Below are 21,738 nucleotides of genomic sequence, written 5' to 3'. Positions count from 1 at the left end.
AATATCTAATTGAAGAAGACCTTTTCAAGCGGCGTATAGACACCGTTTTTTTGTACTAGTGATTCAACTGAATCACAATACTGCAGATGCCCCTCCTGCATGAACGCGGCCCTGTCTGCCAATTCTTCGACAAGGCTAAGGATATGGGTAGTAAAGAAAATCGTTCTGCCCTGGCGTTTTTCTTCCAGGATTATCTCCTTGAAGCGGTAAACCCAGAGTGGATCAAGTCCATTGGTTGGTTCATCGAGAATTCGCAACGGGACATCCGGCAACAGCGCCTGCGCAAGCGAAAGTCGCTGCTGCATTCCTTTAGAATATTGTTTAATCTGCATATCTCGTACATCAAATAAGCCAACCAGATGAAGAGCTTCAGTCACTTTTTCATCGCTTATTCCTCTTAACCTCGCAAAAAAAGTCAAAACTTCCAACCCCGTCAGCTGGCGTGGAAAGAGCATTTCATCCGGCATATAGGAAAATAGTTTTTTGAACTCTTTACTTTGCGGTTCAACTTTCTTACCGTCCATAAATACCATGCCCGCAGTCGGCTTCATAATCCCTGTTAGCATTTTGATCAATGTACTTTTGCCTGCACCGTTTCCACCGCAGAGTGCAAAGATTTCAGGCTTGTCGATTGAGAAGCTGATATCAGTAATCTTCTTTGTCGGACTATAGTGTTTTGCCAATCCTTCTATCCTGATCCATTCCTTGCTATTCATCCTCAACCCCCCGTTTAGTCCTGTACACAGAGTATAGGACAGGCAGGATCGTCCAAAGCAAAACAGAAAGAATAAATAGCGTTTTGCCTATCAATCCATCTGCCCAGATGGTTAAATCATATAATCGCGGCCCGAATACTGATGCTCCATCCAGCGACAAAATCGACTGGACGCGAATCAACTCTACTGGATTGAGAAAAATGGACACAGTCAGCATTGGCAGCAACCATTGCTTCATCATGAACATGCTCAACCCCATAATGATAAATTCATAGAAAAGCACAAGGAAGGCCCAGACAATCAAGCTGATCCCCAGCGCCTGGAACCGCGTTTTGGCCATTATGCCAATCATCATCGCCAGTGACAGGAAAATAGCCGCCAGCAAGATCGAATACATATAAAACAACACCAGCAAAGAAACAGAGACTCCCCCGCCAACGAAGAAGATGACGAGCAATGCTGCACCGTATCCAAACGTCAGGACAGACCAAACCGCAACAAACAAACCTGCATACTTCCCAAGAATAACTGCCCATGGTGAAATGGGATATGTGAGCAGCAGCGTTAAACCGCGGTCTTCCTTTTCACCGGACAAAAACAAGCTGCCGATCAGCAAAGACAGCAAAGGAATCAATAGTAAGTTAATATTCAGCAAGCTGGCCGTCATCCTGTTAAACCCGTCAAACCCTGTTCCTCCTGTGTTGCCCAAAAATGCGACCATCACGGCCAGGGATGAGAACAATAAGCCAAAACCGGCAAGCCAATGGCTTCTCATCATCAAGGTCATTTGCTGCCTCGCGATGTGCCTCATTGCCCCCAGCTCCACTCATGTTTCTTTAATGAATTATAATCCAGCACTTCGCCCATTCCCTGTTCCTCAATATAATGTTCAGCGCTCTCTTTGTCCTTGAAACTGACCACACCATTTGCCATTGGTGTCCAGAAGTCCGGATGGTACGCATGATAAGCTTTGTCCAGTTCAATCCATTCTCCCGTATCCATGTCACGCACATATTTTTTCGCCGCACTTTCTTCCTTAAGCAATGGCTCCATTTCCAAGAATTCATCCATACAGCCAATATCATCAAACTTATATATTTCGCCATCGGCGGTGACAATCTCTGTCGCATAATGCTCATGGGCAAGGCCCATATTGCAAACTTCACACACATCAATTTCCGGGTTGATTTCCTCCGGCTCCATCGCACTGTTGCTGCAGCCCGATACTACCCCAACAGACATCATCAACAGAATTCCAAACTTTTTGATCATCGCAGTTTCCTTCCTTTCACAATCACGAATATCGAGAACAAAATAAACAGTATGCCTAATACTCCTGGGATCATTCGGTCCTTGCTCCGCTGTTCAACTTCCTGAAGCATGATTACCGGTTCTACCAGCGGGCGGGCATCATAAACATCTGCTGTCCCAAAAGAAGGAAATAAAGCTTCTGCCTTGGTCCACAGCTTGATGGAAGGACTTTCAAAAAAGAATTGCCAGTACGGCTGTTTCCTCAATAGGCGATCATACAGTGAACCAGCCTTGTAAGCTTCTTCTCCCACTCCATCACCAGAAAGGTCAAAACTGCTGTAATCATCCCAGTAGTTTCCCTTCACACCATCATCCAGCCTCATATCTTCCCCTGAAATCTTCGACTGAACGACATTCCCGATGAAATTGTTTTCGGAGAACGTGTTATTTTCATTCCTTCCCATGAATTCAAGACCAATCTGATTAGCGGCTATCTGATTCCTGTTGATTAACGTATTTACCCCATATTCCAGGGAAAGTCCTGTGCTGTTCCGCAGTATTTCATTGCCCTCGACGAGAACATCCTTCGTTTCATATATCAAGATTCCGTAGCCACGGAAATGAAAATGGTCTGTCACCCTGTTTTCAATGAAGTCAATGCCGGCTGAATCCATCACCATGAACCCCGTCACATTTTTTTCAACATGATTTCTCTGAGCTAAAATTCCCTCACTGAACATAAAATGCATCCCATAGCGTGACTCAGTGACATGATTCTCCGACACCTGGATGTCTTTAGTAAAATCAAAGTAAATCCCATCCTGTACGTAGGCGATTTCATTTCCTTTCAGAAAATGACCGCCTCCCTTGAACATATGAATACCGTTCCCACGCTTGGAGAAATGTGCTTTGTTGCTTGAAATGCTATTTTCAATCAGCTGGTTTTCATGGCTGTTTGCTATATAAATTCCGTACTGTGCATTTTTCAATGTATTGTTTTGAATGACATTTCTGTCAGCTTTTTTAATGTAAATTCCGCTGTCCTCTTGACCAGACCCGCTGTTCTGGATTGTGAGACCATCAATAACCACATTTGAAGCAGTGATCGTGATAACATGCCCTTCTCCAACGCCATCAATGATTACTCCCTCTTCTCCTTTTATAGCGACTTCCTTATTGATCACGAAACTTTCTTTGTACAATCCAGGGGAGATTATAATGGTATCCCCATTTTTGGCATTATCGACAGCTCTCTGAATCGATTGGCCGACCTCCACTTTGGACTCATCGGCATAGGTATGAATGGGAATGAGCATTAGAAGCAAAAAGAAATTAAATGCAAGCGGCCTTGTCAGCCTCCACATACAGCTGCCTCCTCCCTGTATTATTCTCTTTTTAAAACTAGCAAAAAAATGTGATGAAACCTTGAAATATTTGTTGGGAATCGTTGAAGTTAATAAAGAGATTTATAGTGAAAATAGGGGCAAACTAGTTGAATCTGTAAAGTTTTCAGAATAATCAAAAGTAAATGTGTCTATTTTGTGACAAATACAATATAATATAAATAATATGTAAACCTTACTAAGGGTTAAGGGAGGACTTGGACATGACAATTGTTCATATTTTAAACTTCTCCATTCCGATCGCAATGATGCTTGTAATTGGCTTTGCTGTCGATAAAATGTGCCAGCCGGATACGCCAGAACAGGAAGCCGAGTAATTGCTGCGGTTTCCTTTTTACTTTAAAAAGGTGATGCAGATGTGTAAATTTCATTTCGCTTTATAAATAGAACTCGCTATAAACTTAATTTCTAAGCTTGCTATTCAGGCAACCTGCACAAAAAGAGCGAGATTCCACTTCGGAACCTCGCTCTTTTCATTAGTTTTTCACCACTGTTGGTGCTGTTTTCACAAATATCTTGTTTCCCTGAATGAAGAAAAGGATACTTCCGAGCACCACCAAGGCAATGAACGAGAATAATACGGTCCCTCCTGCTTCATTCAATAAATAACCTCCCGCAATCGGACCGAGAAAATGGCCAATTCTCCGGAATTGCGCGGCTCCGAAATAGGTTCCCCGCAGTTCATCCGAAGCGAGCTGATCGACGAGATAACTGCTTGAGGGAAAGATCAGGATTTCCCCTATTGTGATAAAGACAATGGCCAGTATGCCAGTGTACCATCCCGTTACAAACCCGAATGTCAGCATGCCCACCGATAGGAAGACTGCTCCGGCCATCATGACCTGCATCGTCTTGAACCTTTCTGCGTAGTGGCTGATCGGCATCTGCAGCAGGACGACCATGACCGCATTGATGGACAACATCACTGAATAAACGAATACGCCGTTCGCGATTGTTGATTCCAGATACTGCGGGACATTCGATTCCATTTGGGAATAACCAAAGTTAATGATGATTGTTCCTAAAATCAAATACCTTAACGCTTTATCTTTGCCAATGATCTTCAAGGAGCTGGCAATCGTTACTTTAGAGGCATTTTCGCTTGCTGGATTTCCCAGATTGTATTTTTTCATCATTAACGCCAAAATCAGTAAATATATGAAATACATAATTCCTGTTACCATGAAAGCTGATTTAGCTGACACCATTGCAAGATAGGCACCGAGCAACGGTCCCACCGATGCTCCGATATTGATCGCCGTATACCTTAGAGAGAATGCTCTCATCCGCTTGCTCTTTTCCGTCAGGTCGGCAATCAGCGCCTGGCCAGTCGGTTCGAAAAATGACCCGCTCAAGCCATTTAACGCATTTAGTACAATGAACCATCCCGGAGTTTCCACGATCATAAAACCGAAATAGACGAGCGACATCGAAAACAATGAACCAATCATGACCGGTTTGCGGCCGAATCGATCAGACAAATGGCCTCCCAGGAAGCCGCCAATCACTCCCGCTAATGGACTGATTCCAATTGTAATGCCGATAAGGACAGGGTGTAAATCTAGATTCCTAGAAAGGTAGATAGCCAGGAATGGCAGCGTCGCGAACGCTGAACCCCTTGCGAGAACTGTTCCGCTCAGCAGTACCCATACGATCGGATGAAATTGCCGGTAATAGCTTTTAAGTTTATTCATTTCTTTTTACCTCGGAAAATTTAGATTCCTAAATCATAGCAAATATCCAAAATTATGAAAATACCCTCTGTATAAGAAAAGCGCAAGCGCCTTGGTCAGCCCCGACAAGCGCTGCCCGCCTCAAAGCGCCACGTCCTGTGGCTGGCGGGTCTAGCACATCGTGTGCCTCAGAGGACCGACCAGTGAAGTCGTTCTTTGACTTCATTGGCAGGACCGAAGCGACTCAAGGGGCTAGGCGCTGGAGCTGGACAATTCTCGAAGTGAAAATTTTATACTTTCTCCTGAAATAAAAAACCGCCGCCATATCGCATGGCAGCGGTACTTCAAATTATTGTCCAGGATTATTGCTTGTCCGCGGAAGAATTAAAATCTCTACGCGACGGTTCCTTGCTTTGCCCTCGGCGGTATCGTTCGTAGCCACTGGCTGGAATTCACCAAAACCCTTGGCGCTGAACCAGCGCGGGTCAAGCTGTTCATTTTTTAAAATGATTTTCATGAATTCGACGGCACGCATTACGCTGAGTTCCCAGTTCGATTCATATCTCGCGGTCCTGATTGGTACATTATCCGTGTGACCGCTGATAATGATATTCCGCGGCGGCTCCATGACCAGCAAGTCCGCAATCTCATTGGCGATATTCACATCGGTTGAGCGCACCTCAGCCCTGCCTGATTCAAACAGGACATTGTCACGAATCGTCAGCAGCAGTCCCTCATCCGTCAGCTTTGTCTCCAGTTTATCTGTCAGCTTTTTTTCTTCTATATAAGAATTGACCTTCTGCTGAATGGCCAAAAGCTCCATTTGATCCTTGGCAACATCGGCCTTCTCCTCGTCATTCTTTTCGACATCTTCTTTGCGCTCATCCGGTGATTCCATCTGTCCTTCGGGCATCGGGCTCTGGAACTCGAACACCCCTGTCCCTCCGGCAAATACATCATTGAATGCCTTTGAGAGCTGCTGGAATTTGACGGCATCAACTGAGCTCATTGCAAACAGAACGATGAATAGTGCCAGCAGGAGGGTAAGAAGATCCGCATACGGTATCAGCCAGGACTCATCCATATGCTCTTCGTGATGCTTTTTCTTCCTTTTCCTACTCATCCTTCGCCACGCTGCTTTCCTCAAGGATCAATTTCCTTTCGCCTGCAGGCAAATAGGAAGCAAGTTTCTGTTCAATCACTCTTGGTGCTTCCCCTTCAAGGATTGAGAGGATTCCTTCTATCATCATGTATTTTACTTGTGCTTCTTGCTTTGATTTCCTCTTCAATTTATTGGCGAATGGATGCCATAAAACATAACCAGTGAAAATCCCCAACAATGTCGCAACGAATGCCGCACTGATTGCTTTACCTAACTCGTCGGTATTGTCCATATGACTTAGCGCCGCAATCAAACCAACTACCGCTCCAAGAACCCCTAGTGTCGGAGCATAAGTGCCAGCCTGGGTAAAAATGGCCGCTCCGGAAAGGTGGCGTTCTTCCATTGCTTCAACTTCTTCTGTTAAAACGTCCCTGATGTAGTCGGCACTCTGGCCATCCACGGCAAGCGATAAACCATTCTTTAAAAATTCATCATCGATTTCACTTGTCTTCGCTTCAAGTGCAAGCAAACCTTCTTTGCGAGCTAGCTGGGCCCATTCAGAAAATAAACGGATCAATGAAGGTAAGTCGGCACTTTCCTGTTCCTTGAATAAAATCTTGAAAAGCTTGGGCACTTTCTTCAATTCTTTTGCAGGAAAGGCAATTGTTACCGCTGCAACAGTACCCACGATTATAATTAAGATCGCTGCTGGATTGGCAAGGGCGGTCACACTTACGCCTTTAAACACCATCCCGACTCCTACCGCAATGATCGCTAATATGACACCAATGATCGACGACTTATCCATGTACGACTCCCCTGTCTGCTTTACTTCTATTTGTGTCTCTAGATTTTAACTGTCATAATATCTCTTTTTATTTCGACATATTTTTAAAAATCTTAAGTGATTACGTCTAAAAATAATTTTTCGCAAACAATAAAGATTCAGATTTTTTATGCCGATATAATAAAAGTAAATATAAAGAACATCTAAGGAGGCTTTTACGTGGAGGCTATTCAAAATCTCCGCAGGCAGGATACGAAAAAGAAAAACATCTTGATGCTCAGCACCTATTCGGTATCCTTGATTGCGACCGCAGCATACACCATCATCGAAAGAGAAATTTTTTTAAAAACAGCGGTTTATGTAAGTGAATTAGCATTTTTCGTCTTGTTTTTCCTAATATTCCAGCTATGGCTTAAGAAGGAGTCCTTATTCCCTTATGCCGCTTTTGCTGCTATCTTCATTCATCACTTCTTTTATATCGGAATGTTCGGAGGCAATGGGGCATTTTTGCTCGTCCTGCTGTTCCTGGCTGTCTTTTCAGCCATCCATTTTGATATAAAAATCTTTGTTACCGGATTCAGCCTCAGCCTTGTTGCCGTTGTCATGAACACCATGCTGGCGACAGAAAACCAGGACTTTTTAAGCAGCACCTTCACGGCGATTTTGCTTTGTTATATTTTGATCGGCGCCGTTCTGTTCGTCTTGATCCGTTTGAACAAGGCTGCCTTTAAATCACTGGAGACCTTCCTTGCTGATTCTGAAAACGAAAAGGCCCGTAAAGAGCAGCACAGCGCTTTGCTCCATGGCGAACTCCTTGTCGTAACGGAGAGTCTTGGCAAAATCAACGAGCAAATCCAGACACACCTTTCCTCTCAGACAGAAATGAAAATCGCTGTAAATGAAATTTCTGCTGGCAGCCAGGTACAGACGGAACAAATCAATCAAATCTCGGAGAATGCAGAGCTGACGAAGCAAAGAATGGATGAAATGTCGGATATGTCTGTCCTGCTCTCTGACAATACTTTGCACGCAGCTAAGGCCTCCGAAAGCGGCTCAGTTAAAATCAACGAGCTTCAGGGCGACATGAAAGAGCTTGCTTCTTCGATTTCCGAGCTGAGCCAGACATTCTCCATGCTCACGAAGAAAATTGAGGAAACGAACGGCTTCATTGTCAACATCCGCAACATCACAGAGCAAACGAATCTGCTTGCCTTAAATGCTTCAATCGAAGCAGCACGTGCTGGCGAGGCTGGGAAAGGATTCTCAGTCGTTGCCAACGAAATCCGCAAGCTCGCGGAAATGACAAAAGAAACTGCAATCCAGATTACCGAAAACCTTACTGCTGTGAACGAAACAAACTCTTCAGCTCTGGAAAAAATGAACGACAGCAGCGAAAAGCTTACAGAAAGCCGTTCCGCAGTCGAAGAGGTTTCCGGTTTCTTCACAGAAGTCAGCGGTACACTTCGTGAGCTGACAAACCAATTTGGCCAATTTGAATTAACTGTCAGTGATGTTAAAAACCAGACAGGCGATGTCGAAGCATCAACACGTGAGCTAGCTGCCATTATCGAGCAGGCAACCGCAGGCCTAGAGGAAATGAATGCAACGATTGAAACATTGAACGACGATAACGAGACAATCGCAGCATACGTAAGCCAAACAGCAGCTGCTGCAGAAAAAATCAAAACGCTTGGTGCTTAATAAGAAAAGCGCAAGCGCCTCGTTCAGCCCCGACAAGCGCTGGAGGGCCTGACAGTGAAGTCGTTCTTTGACTACATTGGCAGGACCGAAGCGTCTCGAGGGGCTAGGCGCTGGAGCTGGACAATTCTCGAAGTGAAATTTTATAACAGAAGGGCCAGGCTGGATTTCTCCGCCTGGCCCTTTACTTTATAAGAGCTTCTTTTCAATTTTCCGTTCGTAATTTTTAAACAGGGATGAATTTGTTTTAGCTCCCCGACTCGACATGATTTTATTGTACCGAAGAAGCTTCTGACTTAGTTCCTGGTTCAGCCTGTCTTTTTCATCTGGATTTTCACAAGTGCGTATCAGGTCTTCGATAGACATCACTTCCTGCCTTAACCGCTGTTCTTCCGGAGAGAAACCGGCATTTTTCAGCATTTTATAGGCCATTCTCAGATCCTCTGGAACGGCTGACATATCTTCCAGGTTCAACGGTTTCCCGTAGCCAGGCAAATTTTCAAACTCTCCGTCTCTGTAAGCACGCTTGATTCGATCCTCCGACACCACCATTGAAAAATCCATCTGAACCACTCCAGTCCATTATTTTCAGTATATCTACTATTATTATATTACTTTCATCCAGTATTTTCTAATTTAAATATTTGGTAAAAGCTCTTTTCTCAAACTTTGTTGCTAATGAAACAAGATTAGATTTAATTACCATATCTCTTCGTAAAGTTGACGCTTATTAGGAGAAAAGAGCATGCAAACTTAATACCGACCTGCAAAATGGTTATATATTACGTTAAAATCGGCTTTAGGATTTTAACAACAATCTTTACGAAAACAGCCTTGGTAAAAGGAGATTTTATCACACTAAAGGTTTAAAGAGTTAGCAAGCAGGCTATTTAGTATGTAAAATAATTACACAACAAGGGGTGTCACAGAAATGACTTTTGGGGGTATAGGGTTCACTCTGATTTCAGCCGCTTTTTTCATGGGGCTGGTCGCATGGTATTCGTATGTAAAGACAAAAGGAGAAGTCAGCGATTCAGCTGGATACTTTCTTGCAGGCCGCGGGTTGACTGGCGGTTTTATTGCAGGGTCACTCCTCCTCACCAATCTTTCCGCTGAACAACTGGTGGGATTGAATGGACAAGCCTATAGAACGAATCTATCAAACATGGCATGGGAGGTTACAGCAGCCTTCGCCATCATCATCATGGCCATCTATTTGCTGCCCAAGTATCTTGGGGGGAATTTCACAACGCTTCCTGAATTTTTAAGCAAGCGGTTTGATGAAGGCGTCAGACAATATACTGTGCTATTATTCATGCTTGGTTACATACTCGTCACAGCACCATCCATGCTATATTCGGGAGCTCTTGCCGTCTTGCAGCTTTTCAACTTTCCAGAGCTGTTCGGCATTTCCTATGAAGCATCCGTTTGGATTGTCATTTGGATCATCGGTATCATCGGTGCGATCTATGCCATTTTTGGCGGCCTGAAAGCTGTGGCGATTTCCGATACTTTGAATGGTGTCGGCTTGATCATCATCGGACTGCTCGTGCCGATCCTTGGTTTAGTAGCCCTCGGTGATGGCAGCATCGGCGATGGAATGAAACAAATTGCAACTACCAATACCGAAAAGATGAACTCTATCGGTACAAAGAATGATTCCGTACCATTTGGCACTATTTTTACCGGAATGATTTTCGCCAATCTCTTCTATTGGGCTTCAAATCAATATGTGATTCAGCGTACACTCGGTGCGAAAAGCCTTGCTGAAGGCCAGAAAGGAGTACTGATTTCTGGCTTTTACAAGCTGCTTGTACCGCTGACGATGATGATTCCTGGAGTGATCGCCTTTCATATGTACGGAGATGGCTTAAAGTCTGTTGACCTGGCCTATCCGGCTTTGATATCCGATGTACTGCCGACGTGGATGTCCGGCTTCTTCCTGGCTGTCCTGCTTGGTGCGGTACTAAGCTCGTTCAATTCGTTACTGAACAGCGCAGCAACGATGTTCGCCCTTGATATTTACAAGGCTCGCTTCAACCCTGAAGCTGATGACCGGAAATTAATTTCGGTTAGCAAAGTCGCCGGGACACTGCTGGCAATCGTATCATTATGTATTGCACCGCTATTGATGAATGCACCTGAAGGATTATGGGATTTGATCAGAAGATTCACAGGCTTTTTCAATATCCCGATTATCGTGATTTTGCTGGTTGGGATTTTTACAAAACGAGTCCCGTCGGTTGCAGCGAAGGTCGTCATTATCTTCCATGTCATTACCTATTATATGCTCATCTGGGGTACACAGCATCTGTTCGACTTTGTCGTTCCGATTCATTTCATCCACATTTACGCAATCCTGTTCGTGGTTGAAGTCATCATCATGCTGGCCATCGGATTCTGGAAACCAAGAGTCACGCCATATACCTTCCGCTCCGAAGCAGCCGTCAACATGGTGCCTTGGAAATACTCATTGCCATTATCTGTCGTCCTGCTAGCGCTTGTTGCCATCCTTTATGTTGTATTCTCCCCGATTGGATTGGCATATGACGGCGGCTATGTATCCTCCGCATTTTGGCCAGTGACGCTGGGAATACTCGTCGTTACAATCGCGTTGTCATTTTTGGCGGTTAAAAAGTGGAATAAAACATATGCTGGATATTTGCAGAGTGAGAATGCTATAACAGAAAGAAAAGGTGGCCCAACAGCAGAGTTTCAGCCTACCATGCACAAATATTAATAATTAACAAAGACCTATTAGTGATCTAATCTAATAGGTCTTTTTGTCTTTAACTGGGAGGAACTCTTAATAGACATTTCCTTCCTGTACTTTGCCTGGACTGTCTATTAAACCACTGTTATTAGACATTTCGTGTTTGCTCCTTACTAGAAATGTCCAAGAAACCTCTTTTATTAGACATTTCGTGCTTGCTCTTTACTGGAAATGTCCATTAAACCTCTTTTATTAGACATTTCACTCCAGCTCTTTGCTTGAAATGTCCATGAAACCTCTTTTATTAGCGACCCAACTTCTTGCTTGGAACAGCCATTAGAGCTAACTTATGTCCATCGTAAAATGAATTACACGCTTTAGAGGATTTTCCTTTTTTTGAACGAAGATATATTAAGCAACTAAATTAGAAAGGAATTCTTCAATGTCTTTTATTTTATGTGGAATATTAACTGTTATAGGATTCGGTGCTTACCTTGAGGGCAAAGATGCAGCACGAAGAGGATTGAAGCTGATCCTGAGCCTGGTGCTTGCGGTAATGATTACGGTGGTGATGGACAGCAGTGTTTCGACCTTAGTTGAGCAGGAGAGAATTCAAGGAATGCCATTATTTATCGCTTTCCATACTATTATCCCTGCAGCAGCGTTTTTCATCTTCCAGCTATTGCTTTATAACATTAAGATGTACGGTAAATAAGGCGTCTGGTTAACCAGACGCCTTTCATTATTATTGGTATCCTTTTGCGCTTTCCTTCATTATTTTATCCTTGAAAAGCGTGTAGCTCCAGGACTGGTAGGCAATGATGATTGGCACGAAGATGACTGCAACGACGAACATGATGGTCAGATTCAGCTTGCTACCGGCGGCATCGAAAAGTGTGACGCTATAGGCAGTATCGATTTTGGATGGCAGCATGTTCGGGAACATCCCGACGAAACCGAAAGCCATCTTAGTAAAAATCGTCACGCAGACAGCGGTAAAGGCATACCCGATTTTCTTTTTGAAAATAAAGTAAGCTGCCGCTAGCATCGCAGTCAGTGCGATAACCGGCACAATCCAAAGGACTGGGTGCTCTGAGTAGTTGTCGAGCAATGGCGTCCTGTTCACAGTTGCCAGGAAAAACAGTGACAAAACGGCTGGAGCCACTCCAGCTAAAATCCTTGAAAATCTATATGCTCGTACTGCTGTTTGCCCTGCTGTTTTCAGCTGAATCCAAAGAGATCCTGACAGAAGGAACAATGAAACAAACAATAATCCTCCCAGAATTCCGTAACCGTTCAACAGGCTGAACAAATTGCCTTCATACCCATTGGCGCCGATCAACAACCCGCGGTAAAGGTTGGAGAATGTCACCCCGAATAAGAAGGCGATCAAGAAGCTGCCGGTGAAAAAACCCCATTTGCAAGTAGCCTGCCAGAGCGGATTGTCATCCTTATGCATGAATTCGAGTCCTATAGCCCGGATGAACAAGGCGATGAGTACCAGGAATAACGGCGTATATAAAAAACTGAACATATCGGCGTAGACAGCTGGGAAGGCCGCGAATGTTGCTCCACCTGCGGTTATCAACCAGACTTCATTTCCGCCCCAGAACGGGCCAACTGCCTCCTGCAGCTGGTTACGCTCCTGTCGGTTTTTCGCAATAAACGGGAACAGCATTCCCGTTCCAAGAGTGTAACCATCGAGGATAAAATAAACCGTCCAAATCAATCCCCACAAACCGAACCAAATGATTGCAAGTGTATCATGAGACATGCTTCACGCCTCCTTCCAGGCCGTATTTAACCTCTGATTCAGGACCTTTTTTCGCGTATTTGATGATTAAATAAACATCTGCTACCAGAAGAACCGTATAGAAAATGACGAGAGCCGCCAAAGAGAATACGACCTGGGACATAGCAATTGGCGATACTCCCTCCGATGTTTTCATCAAACCATACACAACCCACGGCTGCCTTCCTGCTTCGGCTACCATCCAGCCGGCATTGATCGCCAGGTAAGGAAGCAGCACCGAATAAAGAACCAGCTTCAAGTACCGAGGTGAGTTCTCCAGCTTATTTTTCCGGTAAAGGTACAAGCCGTACCAGGAAACAGCCAGAAAAAAGACTCCGAGTGCCACCATGACCCTGAAGGCGTAAAAGACCAGTTCCACATTCGGACGTTCATCCTTAGGAATATCCTTCAATCCAGTGACTTCGCCATCAAAAGAGTTTGTATAGAAAAAGCTGCCCAGTTTCGGTATGCTGATGGCCTCAAAAGCATTACGCTCGTTTTCCTGGTCGGGAATCTGGATCAGATGGAATGGCATGTCCTTTTGTGTTTCCCAGACCGCCTCCATCGCTGCGCCTTTTGCCGGCTGCATTTTCGCTGCGAACACACCTGACTGGTGGCCGATGAATGGCGTCAACGTTGCCGAAAATAGCGCCATGGCGAGACCGTACTTAAATGACTTTTTATAAAATGCAGTTTCATTTTTCCTAAGCAGATGATAAGCACTGATCGCCATCATGAAGAATGCTCCGACAATATAAGCACTCACAACTGTATGTACGAACATATACCAGGCATAAGGATTGGTGACAAGCTCTGAAAAGCTTTCCAACTCGACACGGCCATTGTTTAGGACATAACCGACTGGATTTTGCATGAAACCATTCGCTGTGATAATCCAGAGCGCCGAAATATTCGTGCCAAGGGCCACCATCCAAATCGAAATCGCCCGCAGCTTCGGTGAAAACTTATCCTTGCCAAACAACCAGATGCCCATAAAGGTCGATTCAAGAAAAAAAGCGACCAGTGCTTCTATCGCAAGCGGCGATCCGAAAATATCTCCCATATACTTTGAGTATTCGGACCAGTTCGTGCCAAATTGGAATTCCATCGTAATCCCGGTAATCACGCCAAGCACAAAGTTGATGGCGAACAGTTTTCCCCAATAATCCGCCATCCTTTTATACGTCTGGTCCAGGGTGCGCGCATACTTTGTCTCCATGATGGCCACGAGAATGACTAAACCAATCGTTAATGGAACAAATAAGAAATGATAAAACACCGTAACAGCAAACTGGATCCGACTTAATATCAGGACCTCTTCCATCATTGGTTCCTCCTAATTTTTAGTTTGTGAAATTTTTAACATAATCTTAATTCTATTTTAAAAAAACTTTGTGAGTGATATCGAAGATTTTTGTAGAGAATTTGTGACAATTTTATCCTTTGAGTGTGATGCTGGTCACAGACAAATAAGAAAAGCGTTAGCGACTTGGTCAGCCAAGACGAGCGCTGGAGCTGGACATAAAAAACAGGCCCTGTTTAACAGAGCCTGCTGGATTAAATATTCCCTATATTGGATGGGTCTGTACTGACTCCTTGCTGGCCGGGCACCCAGTTCGCCGGCACACCTTTGCCCGTTTGCTTGGCATATTCGAAAGCCTGCAGCATCCTTACGTGCTCAGGAAGATTGCGGCCGACATTCCCTGGATAGGTAAGCTTTGCCCTGATAATGCCCTCTGGATCGATGAAAACCGATGTCCTGAAGCAGGCTCCGGTCGTTTCATCTAGAACACGGTAAGCACGGCTGATGACTTGTGTCCTGTCACTTACCATTGGATACGTAACATTCTTCAATGACGGAGAAGTTTCCTTAAACACCTTGTGCGAATAAACACTATCTGTGCTGATGGCCAGCAATTCAGCACCCAGCGACTGGATATAAGGGTAAACAGCGGCGACCGCCGCCAGTTCTGTCGGTCAGACAAAGGTGAAATCACTTGGGTAGAAAAATAAAATGACCCACTTCCCCCGATAATCCTCGAGGTTAATCTTCTTTATGTCACCATTAATTAACGCATCTGCTGTAAAAAGCGGAGCCTGGTCATCACGGTTCGCGCAAAAAACAGTCGGGCACTCAACCAAATCTTGAGCGTACAATTTTTCGTTCATTTAAGCCGCCCTTTCTCTCATAAAAATTTGTATCTATACAATCATATGCAACAGATTTTTTATATTTCAGGTCCCAACAGGAAAAACTACAACGGACAAGAAAGGAGGGTTCATGAATGAGCAGAGGCAAAGAATTCAACCACAAGAAAAAAGGCCATCCTGGCGACCTGCCTTCAGGTGCACTGAAAGCAAAGCGACCTGAGACCGAAGCACAAGAAGATGAGGAATTTCTCGTCGTCCAGGAGGCATTCAAAAATCGTGTAGAGGAAGACGAAGTGTAAAATATCGCAGGACCTGGCGTATAATCGCCGGGTTCTTTTTTGATTGAAACTTTTTCCTAAGGGAATCGTATATGTAGTTATTCACAGCTTATAAACAGCCGGACATAAAAATCGAGGAGGAATATAAATATGATCATAACTACTACTTCGACTTTGCAAGGAAAGGAAGTTGAGAAATATCTAGGAGTAGTCTCCGGGGAAGCAATTATGGGCGCAAATGTGGTACGCGACTTTCTGGCAAGTGTTACTGATGTAATCGGAGGCAGGAGTTCGGCTTACGAAAACAAACTGGCAGAAGGCCGGGAAATCGCGATTCGCGAAATGGAAGACAAGGCTCGCCGAATGGGCGCTAATGCCGTGATCGGTGTCGACCTTGATTTTGAAACATTAAGGGAAGGCATGATGATGTGCATTGCTACGGGCACAGCTGTTTATGTAAAAGAATAATACGGTAAGGGCCTGGCTAAGCGCCAGGCCTTTTCATGCTATAGCTGAATAGACATTGTTTCGTTTTTTCGAACCCAAAATCTTACTACAACTTTAAACCTGTTGTTTTTTAAAATTAGCAAGTGCAAGTCCATTACCGACTACGGAGTCTTCCTGTCGTTCGAAGCCGAGTTTTTCATAAAGCTTCACAGCCGGAGTGTTCGCTGCCCCGGTTGAGACAATCATTTCTGAGTAGCCAATCTGTTCTAATTGAGCAATTAGCTTTTGGGCAATTCCTCTGCGGAAAAATTCAGGGTGAACCATCATACGATAAATATCGATTACTTCCCCTTCTTTTTTAAAAGAGACCGCCCCAGCGAGCCTCCCTTCTATATAACACCCCATAAAGGTCTCGTCGCAATCTTGGAGCTGCTCGAATGTTTCTTTTAACGGCGGAATTTCATCTGTGCCAATCAGCCCTGCTTCGATCTTGTAAGATTTTCTCTGCAGGTCCAGCACCTCAGCACACTCCATGATGACTTCGATATTAATTTCCCTGAGTTCAGGCAGCAATCCGCTGTCTTTAATCTTGTTAATAATCAGCTCTTGCCTTTCCGTTAGCGGAGGCAGCTCATCCATTGGGAAAAAGCGAAGATCCCTGCTTTCACCATCAAGCATTTGCAGCGCTCCTTCCCATTCCTCGCAGGCATACAAGGCGATCGCATTATGAATCTCATCGCCATTTGGATATCGGAAATAGTACTCTTTTCCAGCAGCCACATCTACAAACTTCAGCCTCTTTAAATGAAGTCCTGTTTCCTCCATCAGTTCCCTGCGAGCAGTTTCCTCAAAGCTTTCCCCAGGTTCCATCGCGCCCCCCGGAATCCCCCACTTGCCAGTATCAGTCCTTAGCTGCAGCAGCACTTCATACTGCCTATTAAAAACAAGCACAGCAGAGCCAACCAGAATGAATGGCCTGCTGCCGATAAGTGCGCGGATTTCTTTTATATAATCGCTCATGCTCTCCCCCATTACAAAAAAACGTTTTTTTCCTTTATACTAAGAAAAGCGGAAGCGCCTCGCTAAGCCCCGACAAGCGCTGCCCGCCTAAAACGCCACATCGTGTGGCTGGCGGGTCTAGCACGTCCTGTGCCTCGGAGGGCCGACCGGTGAAGTCGTTCTGTGACTTCATTGGGCGGACCGAAGCGACTCGAGGGGCTAGGCGCTGTAGCTAGACAATTCTCGAAGTTGAGATTAGATAAATTTGATATTATAAGTAAAGCATACGTAAATTTGTTGTGTTTTGAAAGGAGCAATCATGAAATCATTAGTACTTGCAGAAAAACCAAGTGTTGCCCGCGAGCTTGCGCGTGTTCTTGGCTGCAATAAAACTCATAAAAGCTATTTTGAAGGAAATCAATATATCGTCACCTGGGCGCTCGGCCACTTGATTGAATTGAAAATGCCCGAGAATTATGACCCAAAATATAAGGTATGGAAGCTTGAAGAGCTACCAATCATACCCGATAAAATGGGGCTGAAGGTGATCAAGCAGACGAGCCATCAATTCAAGGCAATTGAGCATCTAGCTGAACGCAAGGATGTAGGGGAATTTATTATTGCGACTGACGCCGGGCGTGAGGGTGAGCTTGTCGCCAGATGGATTCTCCAGCGCATTAACTGGAAGAAACCAATCAAGCGACTGTGGATTTCATCGCAAACAGACCGCGCCATCAAGGACGGTTTTAAAAATCTTAAACCTGGCAAGCAGTTTGAAGACCTGTACGAGTCCGCTGTCTGCCGTGCCGAGGCTGACTGGCTGATCGGCTTGAATGTTTCCCGAGCCTTGACAACGAAATTCAAGGACCCTCTTTCAGCCGGGCGTGTCCAAACACCAACACTCGCAATGGTCCTGGAACGCGAGGATGAAATCAATAAGTTCGTGCCAAAGGATTACTGGACCATCCAGGCAAAGGTCGGCTCGTTGAATGCAGAGTGGGAGACTAAAGGCGAAAAGCGGATTTTTTCAAAGGAAAAAGCAGAACAAATTCAAAAGAAACTGTCCAATAAGAAAGCTGAGCTGAAGTCGCTGGATCGCAAGCAAAAGTCGGAACCGCAGCCGCTTCCTTATGACCTGACAGAACTGCAGCGCGATGCCAATAAACGCTTCGGCTTCTCTGCCAAGAAAACATCCAATGTTCTGCAGGGTTTGTATGAACAGCATAAGCTCGTCACCTATCCTCGTACGGACTCGCGCTATTTGACGACCGATATGGAAGCGACAATGGCAGACCGCCTGCAAGGCATCATGTCTGGATACCGTGATGAAGCAAAGCCGGCGCTTGCACAGAAAGGCAAAGTTCAGACACGCAAGGTATTCAATAACGAGAAAGTCACTGACCACCATGCAATCATCCCGACAGAGGAGCGACTTCACCTTGCCGATTTGTCACCAGATGAACGGAAGCTGTACGATTTGATCGTCCGCCGATTCCTGGCTTTATTTTACCCGGCATATCAGTTTGAAGTGGTTCATGCTAACTTCGATGTGGAGGGTGAATCATTATCAGCTCGGGAAACGAATATTCTTGAGCACGGTTTTAAAAAGGTGCTAGGAAAAGACGAAGATGATGCAGGTACACAATCTTTGGGCCACCTTGAAAAAGGCAAGAGCTACTCTGTGGGCCAGGTTACATTGAATAAAAAAATGACCGAGCCGCCGCTTCGCCTATCTGAATCGGATATCCTTGCAAAAATGGAGAAATTCGGACTCGGTACTCCGGCAACGCGAGCTGAAATCATTGAGCGTATCATTTCTTCTGAGGTAGTGGAACGCCAGAACGGCCGCCTGTATCCAACGAAAAAAGGCAAGCAGCTCATCGACCTGGTAAACGATGAACTGACTTCCCCTGAACTGACGGCAAAATGGGAAAAGGAACTTGAAGAGATCGCCCGCGGCAAAGGGGATCCAAAGGCGTTCAAGAAACGCATCCGCGAGCAGACGGCCCGCCTAGTATCTGAAATCAAGACAAGCGACAAAACATATCGCGCCCATAACCTGACTGGCTCAAAATGCCCTGAGTGCGGTGAGTTCATGAAAGAACGCAAGACTAAAGATGGGCGCATCCTCGTCTGCTCCAGTCCTGAGTGCAGCTTCCGCAAGCATAAGGACCCTAAGCTTTCGCAAAGACGCTGTCCTCAGTGCCACAAACGGATGGAAATCCACAATGGCAAGGCAGGCGCCTACTTCCAGTGCCGACGCTGTAATGTCGTCGAAAAGGCCGAAGATAAGAAGAAAAAAGGCGTATCCAAACGTGAGGAGCGCAAGTTGAAGGAAAAATACTCACCATCCCAGGAAAACTTCGGCACCAGTCTCGGAGACTTGCTGAAAGCTGCGATGGAGGATAAGGATTAGAAACAAGTTACTCTAAAGCGGCCATTGTGCCGCTTTTTTTTATTTTCAATGAGAGTGGAATATGTAGAATGAATTAACTTGTTAAAAATTCCTTTGAAGTAGTATGATATTCGTTGGTTCTATTTTAGATATAAAAGGAGAAACATCATGAGGATAAGGGATTGGGATCGAAACTTGAAGATTCGCTTGTTTGGCGAGGCTTTAATGAATATAACATTTTGGATGTTTTTCCCGTTTTTGACGATATATTTTGCTGAAAGTTTCGGGAAGGGCAACGCGGGATTCCTGCTCGTCTTATCCCAGGTCTTTTCGGTATTCGCCAATTTGATGGGCGGATATACCGCCGACCGGTTCGGGCGCAAACGGATGATGGTGATTTCTGCTTTTGGCCAGGGAATTGCCTTCCTTGTTTTTGCCTACGCGGTTTCACCATGGTTCACCTCACCGATACTCGGGTTCATCTGCTTTACGCTCGTCGGGATGTTCGGCTCCATTTACTGGCCAGCCAGCCAGGCGATGGTTGCGGACGTGGTCCCGGAAAAAGACCGCAGCAGTGTATTCGCGATTTTTTATACGCAGATCAATATCGCCGTTGTTGTCGGCCCGATTCTCGGAGCGATTTTTTATGTAAAATATCGGTTTGAATTGATGATCGCAGTAGCGATTATCTCCATCCTGCTTGCGCTTGTCCTCGCAAAATGGACGCGTGAAACGGTACCTGCTTCAGCCAGGCAGGCACGGGCAGAGAATGGAAAATGGTATAGCTTCCTTATGGATCAAATTGCCGATTACAAAGTCATTGTCCAGGATAAAATTTTCCTCATGTTCATCATTGCAGGGATTTTAGCGGCACAAACGTTCATGCAGCTTGATTTGCTATTCCCTGTTTACACAAAGGATACGGTCCATAATCAAACCGTGCTCGAGCTCGGCAGCAAGGTTTTCACAGTAAATGGCGAGCAGGCCTTTGGATTGATTCTATCTGAAAATGGCTTGCTGGTTGCCCTTTTTACTGTCGTTGTAACAAGATGGGTGACCCGTTTCCGCGAACGGAATGTATTTGTATTGTCCTCGCTTATTTATGCAGTGGCGATTTTGATGTTCGGTGCGACAAATTGGATATGGGGTTTAATTGCAGCGATGGCTGTGTTCACATTGGCGGAACTGATGACCGCGGGTTTGCAACAAACCTTCATTTCCAACCTGGCACCCGAGAAAATGCGCGGCCAGTATTTTGCGGCCGCTTCATTGCGCTATACGGTAGGCAGGACGATTGCACCAATCAGCATTCCGCTCACCGTCTGGATCGGCTATGGCTGGACGTTCACCATCCTCAGCATTCTCGCCGTTTTAAGCGCAGTACTGTTCTGGGTTATGTTCAAGATGTATGAGAATAGGAAAGCAGCGGGGGTTTAAGAAACGTTATGCAGTTAACAGCTCGGATATAGGTGGAAAATATGAAGTTGGTCGAATAAATTTAAAATGTGGTCGAATTATTCGAAAATGTGGTCGAATTATTTGAAAAAGTGGTCGAATTATTCGGAAATGTGGTCGAATTATTCGGAAATGTGGTCGAATTATTTAAAAAAGTGGTCGAATTATTTTATTCTCGTCAATAAATTAATGAAGTCACGCTGATAGGATGCTAAAAGTGGTTCATATATTTAAAAAACTTATCCCAGCGGACAAAAAATCCATGCAGAAACTGATTCTGCATGGATTTTTCTCTATTATTTTACCTTTGCATCGCTATACTTGAATGTCATGAACACAAATAGCAGGAAGCTTAGCAGCAAAGTGGATCCGCCGACGATATAAAACACCATTGTGAATGTTTCTGGCAGCGGGAATGGTTTCACGTTATAAAGCCACATGCCTAGAGTCAAGCCGAAGCTTCCAATGATTGCTGTCCAGACATGGAATAATGCTAGTTTTGAAGTTTTGGGCACCACGTAGGAACGATAGTAACTGGAGAATGCAAATAAACTCAGCCAGCCGACAACCAAAATATGCGCATGGACCGGGCGGATTGCATAGTCCCCGGCACCTGCCATATGCGAGCCCATGAACGCACCAACGAAAGCGTAAATCGCCGATAGCCGCAACAAGACAACATCGAATTTCATGTAAAAAAGTCCTCCTATACCCCTTTTGTATACCGCTCTATTTTACCCTACGCTGATGTTAGAATGCCAGTTTGATAGGCTAGCAATTTTAGACAGAAAGGAAGCCTTCCCAATGTCTAGTTAAGTCGAATGTCTTAAGTTTCTTTTTTTCTATAAAATCGTTACAATATAAAAGAAGATTCAGAA

The 21,738-nt window shown here is 44.9% G+C and carries 20 protein-coding genes and 1 pseudogene; 7 read left to right on the top strand and 14 right to left on the bottom strand.

Annotated features, from left to right (window positions below):
• Nucleotides 1–5 precede the first annotated feature (5 nt).
• From AC0VX7_RS04565 to motA, 7 genes are all read right to left on the bottom strand, one after another.
• The gene (locus AC0VX7_RS04565; RefSeq protein ID WP_475426872.1) at nucleotides 6–716 is read right to left on the bottom strand and encodes an ABC transporter ATP-binding protein; all 711 of its coding nucleotides are present in this window, start codon (nucleotides 714–716) and stop codon (nucleotides 6–8) included.
• Complete coding sequence (locus AC0VX7_RS04560) at nucleotides 709–1,527, bottom strand: ABC transporter permease (RefSeq protein ID WP_475426871.1); 819 nt, start codon at nucleotides 1,525–1,527, stop codon at nucleotides 709–711. Before AC0VX7_RS04560 ends, AC0VX7_RS04565 begins: the two co-directional genes overlap by 8 nt.
• A complete protein-coding gene (locus AC0VX7_RS04555; RefSeq protein WP_475426870.1) occupies nucleotides 1,524–1,988 on the bottom strand; it encodes a nitrous oxide reductase accessory protein NosL in 465 nt (154 codons plus the stop codon). The genes AC0VX7_RS04560 and AC0VX7_RS04555 overlap by 4 nt, the downstream gene beginning before the upstream one ends.
• Nucleotides 1,985–3,331: a right-handed parallel beta-helix repeat-containing protein gene (locus AC0VX7_RS04550; RefSeq protein ID WP_475426869.1), complete on the bottom strand. Its 1,347-nt coding sequence runs from the start codon at nucleotides 3,329–3,331 to the stop codon at nucleotides 1,985–1,987. Before AC0VX7_RS04550 ends, AC0VX7_RS04555 begins: the two co-directional genes overlap by 4 nt.
• 515 nt (nucleotides 3,332–3,846) lie before the next feature.
• Complete coding sequence (locus tag AC0VX7_RS04545; protein WP_475426868.1) at nucleotides 3,847–5,064, bottom strand: MDR family MFS transporter; 1,218 nt, start codon at nucleotides 5,062–5,064, stop codon at nucleotides 3,847–3,849.
• A 328-nt stretch (nucleotides 5,065–5,392) separates the two neighbouring features.
• A complete protein-coding gene (gene motB / locus AC0VX7_RS04540) occupies nucleotides 5,393–6,166 on the bottom strand; it encodes a flagellar motor protein MotB (RefSeq protein ID WP_475426867.1) in 774 nt (257 codons plus the stop codon).
• Entirely contained in the window at nucleotides 6,159–6,953 is a 795-nt protein-coding gene (gene motA / locus AC0VX7_RS04535) for a flagellar motor stator protein MotA (RefSeq protein WP_214907884.1), read from the bottom strand. Before motA ends, motB begins: the two co-directional genes overlap by 8 nt.
• A gap of 198 nt (nucleotides 6,954–7,151) precedes the next feature.
• Between motA and AC0VX7_RS04530 the strand changes: the two genes are divergently transcribed.
• The gene (locus AC0VX7_RS04530) at nucleotides 7,152–8,633 is read left to right on the top strand and encodes a methyl-accepting chemotaxis protein (protein ID WP_475426866.1); all 1,482 of its coding nucleotides are present in this window, start codon (nucleotides 7,152–7,154) and stop codon (nucleotides 8,631–8,633) included.
• 186 nt (nucleotides 8,634–8,819) lie between these two features.
• On the opposite strand, the gene AC0VX7_RS04525 is transcribed toward AC0VX7_RS04530, so the two are convergent.
• Nucleotides 8,820–9,194 carry a DnaJ family domain-containing protein gene (locus AC0VX7_RS04525; protein ID WP_475426865.1) on the bottom strand — a complete coding sequence of 125 codons (375 nt, stop codon included), beginning with the start codon at nucleotides 9,192–9,194 and terminating at the stop codon, nucleotides 8,820–8,822.
• A 367-nt stretch (nucleotides 9,195–9,561) separates the two neighbouring features.
• Between AC0VX7_RS04525 and AC0VX7_RS04520 the strand changes: the two genes are divergently transcribed.
• Both AC0VX7_RS04520 and AC0VX7_RS04515 read left to right on the top strand, forming a co-directional pair.
• Nucleotides 9,562–11,370, top strand: coding sequence for a solute:sodium symporter family transporter (locus tag AC0VX7_RS04520; protein WP_475426864.1), 1,809 nt, complete (start codon nucleotides 9,562–9,564; stop codon nucleotides 11,368–11,370).
• Between the two features lie 415 nt (nucleotides 11,371–11,785).
• Nucleotides 11,786–12,058, top strand: coding sequence for a hypothetical protein (locus tag AC0VX7_RS04515; RefSeq protein ID WP_475426863.1), 273 nt, complete (start codon nucleotides 11,786–11,788; stop codon nucleotides 12,056–12,058).
• 30 nt (nucleotides 12,059–12,088) lie between these two features.
• Here AC0VX7_RS04515 and cydB read toward each other — a convergent pair whose 3' ends face one another.
• The 3 genes from cydB to AC0VX7_RS04500 all read right to left on the bottom strand — a co-directional run bounded on the left by cydB (nucleotide 12,089) and on the right by AC0VX7_RS04500 (nucleotide 15,304).
• Complete coding sequence (gene cydB, locus AC0VX7_RS04510; protein WP_475426862.1) at nucleotides 12,089–13,117, bottom strand: cytochrome d ubiquinol oxidase subunit II; 1,029 nt, start codon at nucleotides 13,115–13,117, stop codon at nucleotides 12,089–12,091.
• Nucleotides 13,107–14,459 carry a cytochrome ubiquinol oxidase subunit I gene (locus tag AC0VX7_RS04505; protein WP_475428080.1) on the bottom strand — a complete coding sequence of 451 codons (1,353 nt, stop codon included), beginning with the start codon at nucleotides 14,457–14,459 and terminating at the stop codon, nucleotides 13,107–13,109. The genes cydB and AC0VX7_RS04505 overlap by 11 nt, the downstream gene beginning before the upstream one ends.
• A gap of 233 nt (nucleotides 14,460–14,692) precedes the next feature.
• Entirely contained in the window at nucleotides 14,693–15,304 is a 612-nt protein-coding gene (locus AC0VX7_RS04500; protein WP_475426861.1) for a peroxiredoxin, read from the bottom strand.
• A 116-nt stretch (nucleotides 15,305–15,420) separates the two neighbouring features.
• Here AC0VX7_RS04500 and AC0VX7_RS04495 point away from each other — a divergent pair, with 116 nt between their 5' ends.
• Together AC0VX7_RS04495 and AC0VX7_RS04490 are read left to right on the top strand one after the other, a co-directional pair.
• On the top strand, nucleotides 15,421–15,585 hold the full coding sequence (locus AC0VX7_RS04495; protein ID WP_023625746.1) for a hypothetical protein: 165 nt from the start codon (nucleotides 15,421–15,423) through the stop codon (nucleotides 15,583–15,585).
• Nucleotides 15,586–15,714: 129 nt separating this feature from the next.
• On the top strand, nucleotides 15,715–16,032 hold the full coding sequence (locus AC0VX7_RS04490; RefSeq protein WP_475426860.1) for a YbjQ family protein: 318 nt from the start codon (nucleotides 15,715–15,717) through the stop codon (nucleotides 16,030–16,032).
• Between the two features lie 93 nt (nucleotides 16,033–16,125).
• On the opposite strand, the gene AC0VX7_RS04485 is transcribed toward AC0VX7_RS04490, so the two are convergent.
• Nucleotides 16,126–16,545, bottom strand: coding sequence for a GNAT family N-acetyltransferase (locus AC0VX7_RS04485; protein WP_475428079.1), 420 nt, complete (start codon nucleotides 16,543–16,545; stop codon nucleotides 16,126–16,128).
• Between the two features lie 54 nt (nucleotides 16,546–16,599).
• Nucleotides 16,600–17,031 (bottom strand): annotated as a pseudogene (locus tag AC0VX7_RS04480) (NUDIX hydrolase); the annotation flags it as partial.
• Nucleotides 17,032–17,329: 298 nt separating this feature from the next.
• Here AC0VX7_RS04480 and AC0VX7_RS04475 point away from each other — a divergent pair.
• Complete coding sequence (locus AC0VX7_RS04475) at nucleotides 17,330–19,426, top strand: DNA topoisomerase III (protein ID WP_475426859.1); 2,097 nt, start codon at nucleotides 17,330–17,332, stop codon at nucleotides 19,424–19,426.
• A gap of 147 nt (nucleotides 19,427–19,573) precedes the next feature.
• Nucleotides 19,574–20,842, top strand: coding sequence for an MDR family MFS transporter (locus tag AC0VX7_RS04470; RefSeq protein WP_475426858.1), 1,269 nt, complete (start codon nucleotides 19,574–19,576; stop codon nucleotides 20,840–20,842).
• A 314-nt stretch (nucleotides 20,843–21,156) separates the two neighbouring features.
• Here AC0VX7_RS04470 and AC0VX7_RS04465 read toward each other — a convergent pair whose 3' ends face one another.
• Nucleotides 21,157–21,552, bottom strand: coding sequence for a hypothetical protein (locus tag AC0VX7_RS04465; RefSeq protein WP_475426857.1), 396 nt, complete (start codon nucleotides 21,550–21,552; stop codon nucleotides 21,157–21,159).
• Nucleotides 21,553–21,738: the final 186 nt, after the last annotated feature.

The sequence above is a fragment of the Mesobacillus sp. QJM3NY_10 genome (assembly GCF_056173465.1).
This window is presented reverse-complemented; position numbering and strand designations above follow the sequence as displayed.

Coding starts and splice junctions, on each gene's coding strand:
- AC0VX7_RS04565 (WP_475426872.1), bottom strand. CDS start 716: ATGAATAGCAAGGAATGGATCAGGATAGAAGGATTGGCAAAACACTAT.
- AC0VX7_RS04560 (WP_475426871.1), bottom strand. CDS start 1,527: ATGAGGCACATCGCGAGGCAGCAAATGACCTTGATGATGAGAAGCCAT.
- AC0VX7_RS04555 (WP_475426870.1), bottom strand. CDS start 1,988: ATGATCAAAAAGTTTGGAATTCTGTTGATGATGTCTGTTGGGGTAGTA.
- AC0VX7_RS04550 (WP_475426869.1), bottom strand. CDS start 3,331: ATGTGGAGGCTGACAAGGCCGCTTGCATTTAATTTCTTTTTGCTTCTA.
- AC0VX7_RS04545 (WP_475426868.1), bottom strand. CDS start 5,064: ATGAATAAACTTAAAAGCTATTACCGGCAATTTCATCCGATCGTATGG.
- motB (WP_475426867.1), bottom strand. CDS start 6,166: ATGAGTAGGAAAAGGAAGAAAAAGCATCACGAAGAGCATATGGATGAG.
- motA (WP_214907884.1), bottom strand. CDS start 6,953: ATGGATAAGTCGTCGATCATTGGTGTCATATTAGCGATCATTGCGGTA.
- AC0VX7_RS04525 (WP_475426865.1), bottom strand. CDS start 9,194: ATGGATTTTTCAATGGTGGTGTCGGAGGATCGAATCAAGCGTGCTTAC.
- AC0VX7_RS04520 (WP_475426864.1), top strand. CDS start 9,562: ATGACTTTTGGGGGTATAGGGTTCACTCTGATTTCAGCCGCTTTTTTC.
- AC0VX7_RS04515 (WP_475426863.1), top strand. CDS start 11,786: ATGTCTTTTATTTTATGTGGAATATTAACTGTTATAGGATTCGGTGCT.
- cydB (WP_475426862.1), bottom strand. CDS start 13,117: ATGTCTCATGATACACTTGCAATCATTTGGTTCGGTTTGTGGGGATTG.
- AC0VX7_RS04505 (WP_475428080.1), bottom strand. CDS start 14,459: ATGGAAGAGGTCCTGATATTAAGTCGGATCCAGTTTGCTGTTACGGTG.
- AC0VX7_RS04495 (WP_023625746.1), top strand. CDS start 15,421: ATGAGCAGAGGCAAAGAATTCAACCACAAGAAAAAAGGCCATCCTGGC.
- AC0VX7_RS04490 (WP_475426860.1), top strand. CDS start 15,715: ATGATCATAACTACTACTTCGACTTTGCAAGGAAAGGAAGTTGAGAAA.
- AC0VX7_RS04485 (WP_475428079.1), bottom strand. CDS start 16,545: ATGGAGTGTGCTGAGGTGCTGGACCTGCAGAGAAAATCTTACAAGATC.
- AC0VX7_RS04475 (WP_475426859.1), top strand. CDS start 17,330: ATGAAATCATTAGTACTTGCAGAAAAACCAAGTGTTGCCCGCGAGCTT.
- AC0VX7_RS04470 (WP_475426858.1), top strand. CDS start 19,574: ATGAGGATAAGGGATTGGGATCGAAACTTGAAGATTCGCTTGTTTGGC.
- AC0VX7_RS04465 (WP_475426857.1), bottom strand. CDS start 21,552: ATGAAATTCGATGTTGTCTTGTTGCGGCTATCGGCGATTTACGCTTTC.